The sequence below is a fragment of the Cyanobium gracile UHCC 0281 genome (assembly GCF_034931305.1).
Classification (GTDB): domain Bacteria; phylum Cyanobacteriota; class Cyanobacteriia; order PCC-6307; family Cyanobiaceae; genus Cyanobium; species Cyanobium gracile_A.
Genome location: NZ_JAYGHY010000058.1, coordinates 1 through 3,986 on the forward strand (window position 1 = coordinate 1; position 3,986 = coordinate 3,986).

General features: G+C 62.4%; 5 protein-coding genes and 1 pseudogene. 3 read left to right on the forward strand and 3 right to left on the reverse strand.

Annotated features, from left to right (window positions below; translation table 11 throughout):
• Window positions 1–174 precede the first annotated feature (174 nt).
• The gene (locus VB739_RS13650; protein ID WP_323357595.1) at window positions 175–468 is read right to left on the reverse strand and encodes a type II toxin-antitoxin system prevent-host-death family antitoxin; all 294 of its coding nucleotides are present in this window, start codon (window positions 466–468) and stop codon (window positions 175–177) included.
• A 187-nt stretch (window positions 469–655) separates the two neighbouring features.
• Between VB739_RS13650 and VB739_RS13655 the strand changes: the two genes are divergently transcribed.
• From VB739_RS13655 to VB739_RS13665, 3 genes are all read left to right on the forward strand, one after another.
• A complete protein-coding gene (locus VB739_RS13655) occupies window positions 656–889 on the forward strand; it encodes a type II toxin-antitoxin system VapB family antitoxin (protein WP_323357596.1) in 234 nt (77 codons plus the stop codon).
• Window positions 886–1,098: a hypothetical protein gene (locus VB739_RS13660; protein WP_323357597.1), complete on the forward strand. Its 213-nt coding sequence runs from the start codon at window positions 886–888 to the stop codon at window positions 1,096–1,098. The genes VB739_RS13655 and VB739_RS13660 overlap by 4 nt, the downstream gene beginning before the upstream one ends.
• 192 nt (window positions 1,099–1,290) lie before the next feature.
• A complete protein-coding gene (locus tag VB739_RS13665) occupies window positions 1,291–1,479 on the forward strand; it encodes a hypothetical protein (RefSeq protein WP_323357598.1) in 189 nt (62 codons plus the stop codon).
• 177 nt (window positions 1,480–1,656) lie between these two features.
• Here the strand turns inward: VB739_RS13665 and VB739_RS13670 are convergent, their stop codons facing one another.
• Window positions 1,657–3,273, reverse strand: a complete 1,617-nt coding sequence (locus VB739_RS13670; RefSeq protein WP_323357599.1) for a glycosyltransferase family 2 protein — start codon at window positions 3,271–3,273, stop codon at window positions 1,657–1,659.
• Between the two features lie 12 nt (window positions 3,274–3,285).
• Window positions 3,286–3,986 (reverse strand): annotated as a pseudogene (locus tag VB739_RS13675) (hypothetical protein); the annotation flags it as partial.

The following is a 3,986-nucleotide window of genomic DNA, read 5'->3' on the forward strand; positions in this document are numbered from 1 at the left end:
CGCTGCGCAGCTTGCGGATGATCTGCTCGGGGTTGTGGCGTTTGCGTTTCATGGGGCTTGTCCTGGCCAAGTCTGGCCGGTAGGGAAGCTCTCATAAGGGCTGGATCAGTTTTTGGGGTCCACGTCATCAGCAGCTTGATCAGCGCACTGGTGTCGCAGAACAGGATCACCGGGTCAATCCCGGTCTTCCAGCACGATCTCACTCACGAGCTTCCCTCCAGCGCTGAGGCGAACCGGCGGGGGAAACACAGGCTTCTGACCGCTCCAGCTCACGATCCCGGCATCGATGGCCGCTTGCAGGCGATGGGTCCAACTCTGCTCAGCTGTTCTGAGGCCGGTGATGCGGGCAATGGGCCTGCGGTGGGAGGTGACTTCCACCACCTCACCGGCCTGGGCGCGGGCCAGCCACTCGAAGAGGTGGGTCTTGAGATCCCGCACCGACACCTGATTTGCGACTGCATCAGCCATGGGAGCTGCTGCTTTTGTGACTACATTGAAGGGCTGGAGAGTGCTGCGCTGCTGCTGCGTTCTCAATGGCTCAGGTGCGCCGCTCGGGCAAGGGCTGTGGGGCCTGCGCAGCTCTAACCCTTGCTGCCTTGAGCCCAGTTCGTTTCATGGTAGCTACCATGGGTCACTACCCGATCAGGGACTTCCGATGGACACCGCACGTCTGTTCCAATCGGGCCGCAGCCAGGCGGTACGGCTGCCGAAGCAGTACCGCTTCAGCGGCAGTGAGGTGGTGGTGAAGCATTTCGGCAACGGTGTGCTGCTGCTGCCCATTGATGACCCCTGGCAGACCCTGGAGGCGGGGCTGGCGGCCTTCGAACCCGGGTTTGTGCTCACGCGCGAGCAACCCGAGGAGCAGATGCGGGAAGCGATCAGCCCATGATCGTGCTCGACACCAATATCTGCATCACCATCATCAATGCCAAGCCGCCGGCGGTATTGGAGCGGTTCAAGCACTACCGGCTCGGAGAGAACCCGCGATGGCGGCGGCATGAACCACCAGATGCCCAAAGGTGTGCGCAAACGGCGGCAGCTGGGCCGCCAAAACAGTCCAAATGCAGCGAATTCAGGCTGTCTGAGCGCTTGAAATGAATCCATCTGACGAAATCACCAAGAAATTGGCTCGGAGATGGGAAAACGCGACTGCTTAGACGGTTTTTCCGCAAACTCGTAAGGACGCATCGATCGATTCCATCAGGCCCCCTGGTGGTTGAAATGGTCGGGATGGAGAGGCGTCAACTTCCTGGCAGAGGGGGGGAGAGCCTGCTCCAACCCGGTTCCTGGGTGTCGTTATCCAAACGCGGCAAGACTGCTGATGGCGTCGAGCTGGCGGAGATCACTCCAGTGGGCTCGACTATGCCGGTCAAGCTGACCCTGGTGCAGGACGGGATGGCCTTGATGGATCGTCAGTACTTGGGCCCGTGCAGCCTGGCGAGCCATCGCGAGGCGGAGTGGATTGCCAGGACAAAGTGACTAGGGATCTGGAGAGGATCGATCGGCGCGACTCAGGTGCAGCCCTGAACCTATGCATCGATTCAAAGTCAGGGGATAGCCATGGAGATTCTTGTCTATCGCTTGTTCCGTTGAACTCATTCACGTTCAGCCCCTGGCCCCATGGGAAAGCAGGGACACACTGTAGGCACAAAGGTATCAATCAGCTGGTTGAATCAAACGCAACAGCTGCTCTCGCACGCCACTCTCCTCAGGCGACTGATCGAGCAGCTTGAGCAGCCACCCCACCGCCGTAGATGGGTGTCCGGCCCCTTCCTCAAGATCCGCCAGGGCCGCCCAGATCATCCGATCCGCTTCAGGCCAGTACAGATGACGCAGGTAGGGGTTGAGGCTGGCCGGATGGAAAGCCCCGATGGGCCCCGGTCCAGCCTGGTCGCGATGACGCTCGATGAGCTCAGCACCGCGCTGAAGCCAGAATCTTTCGCCCTCTCGTCGTCCCACGGCCCGAAGATTCACAGCCAGCAGGCAGATGGCTGGCAGGTAGTCTGGATCAATCGTCAGTAACTCGGCCAGTAGGCGGGTCGCCTCCTCGTGCTGCTGCAGCTGGAAGCAATAGAGGGCCTCGCGGTAGAGGCGGGCTGTACGGTAGTGGTCAGCGTCTGGCTGATGGAGCGACGGCAGCTCCAGGGGCAACTGGCGCACGTGATCGAGCGCCAATTGGGCATCCTGCAACTGAGCTGTGGCATGAAGCTCCGCTTCATCGAGCATCGGCAGCACCGGCCTGAAACGCTGAAAGAAGTCCACCATTTGCCGGTCCCGTTGTTCGGGGCCAAGACCGAGGCGCAGCATCAGGCTGTCGAGCTGGGGCCTCTCCTGCAGGAGCAGCAGTAAGGCCGTCTCGACCATCTCAGCACCGAAATCGAAGCGCAATTGTTCATGCATGCGCTCAGCCACCTCGGAGCTGTAAAGCACGACGCCACAACGCAGGCTGTTCATCAACATCGTCGACACACCCCGTGTGGCTGCATCGGCATGGCGGTAGACAAACTCCGGCAACACAACCCCATCGCTCGGGAGGCGGTCCGAAATGACTTCCGGCTGGGTCAGTCCCTCCTGTTCATTGAACGTATCCTTGTAGAGATGGCCGACGCGCAGGCGTTGATCGACCCGGCAGATGTAGCCACAGAGCCCAGCCAGCATTGACAGGAAACGGTCCTCATGGCCCCAGTCCTCCAGGAAGTCCGGGAAACCTTCCAACCGTTCGTAAACCTGCCGGCGGATGGCAAAGAAGCCGCCATTCACGAAGGGCACCGCCACATCCACCAGGGCATCGGATTGCAGCCTCACCCAGGCAGGATTCAGATGGCACAACTGCTTACTGCTGTAGATCGAGCCGGCGGTGGAGGCATCATTCCGGCTGTCATAACAGTCGATGCCCAGCAGATCGCAGGCGGGGTTGAGGAAATGCTCCTGAACCTTCAACCAGAGATCGCTCTGGGGAAACTCCAGATGGGCATCGAGGAATACCAGAACCTCTGAACGGCAACCGGCCGCGCCCTGGCGACGGCCCCGGGAAACGCCAATCCGGGAGGCCCCTCGCTGCAGCCTGAGGGTTCCCTGGTCGCGAAGTTGACGCCAGTGGGGTTCGTCGCAGAAGTCCGTACTGCCATCGCTTGAGGCGTCGTCGTAGAGGGAGCACTCAAGGCCCCCCTCGGGGGGCTTGAGCGCCAGTGCACCCTCAACAGTTCGCCGCAGATAGTCACCCTCGTTGCGGCTGCCGATGATCAGGCTTAGGCCTGGAGAAGTGGTCGGCATGGCTCAGCCGCTTCAGGGTTTGCCGATGGTGAGGGTGAACGAGCCGGACGTGCCGCTGCGGGTCGGCACGGTGAGGAACACGTCGAGTGGCAGCGTGAACTTGCCGTAGCTCCTGATCTCGAACGTCTGGCTGAAGGCGTCGAATTCCACTCCAGGTGGCAGGGCACGTCCGTCCACCAGGCGAGCGCGGCTTTGCTCTGGGATGGCACCGGGGATGCGTTCTTCGATCAATCCCCTCGGGATCTGGTAACTGAACGAATCGGCTCGTGGCACAGGCCGCACCCCAGAGGTCGGCAGCCATTCGCCTGGGCTGATGGGTCGGAGCACCGGCTTTGCTGCACTGGAGGGTTGTGGAGCAGGGGTCGGTTGCGGCACCTGGCTCGGTGCCAGCGTCGGCGTCAGCAGGGGCTGTTGCAGGGGAGCCCGGGTCGGAGCAGGGGTCGGTTGGGGCACCTGGCTCGGTGCCAGCGTCGGCGTCAGCAGCGGCTGTTGCAGGGGAGCCCGGGTCGGAGCAGGGGTCGGTTGGGGCACCTGGGTCGGTGCCAGCGTCGGCGTCAGCAGGGGCTGTCGCAGGGGAGCCCGGGTCGGAGCAGGGGTCGGTTGCGGCACCTGGGTCGGTGCCAGCGTCGGCGTCAGCAGCGGCTGTCGCAGGGGAGCCCGGGTTGGAGCAGGGGTCGGTTGCGGCACCTGGGTCGGTGCCAGCGTCGGCGTCA

Excerpts from the sequence above, each read along its gene's own strand:
- VB739_RS13650 (WP_323357595.1), bottom strand. The coding sequence starts at position 468 with ATGGCTGATGCAGTCGCAAATCAGGTGTCGGTGCGGGATCTCAAGACC.
- VB739_RS13655 (WP_323357596.1), top strand. The coding sequence starts at position 656 with ATGGACACCGCACGTCTGTTCCAATCGGGCCGCAGCCAGGCGGTACGG.
- VB739_RS13660 (WP_323357597.1), top strand. The coding sequence starts at position 886 with ATGATCGTGCTCGACACCAATATCTGCATCACCATCATCAATGCCAAG.
- VB739_RS13670 (WP_323357599.1), bottom strand. The coding sequence starts at position 3,273 with ATGCCGACCACTTCTCCAGGCCTAAGCCTGATCATCGGCAGCCGCAAC.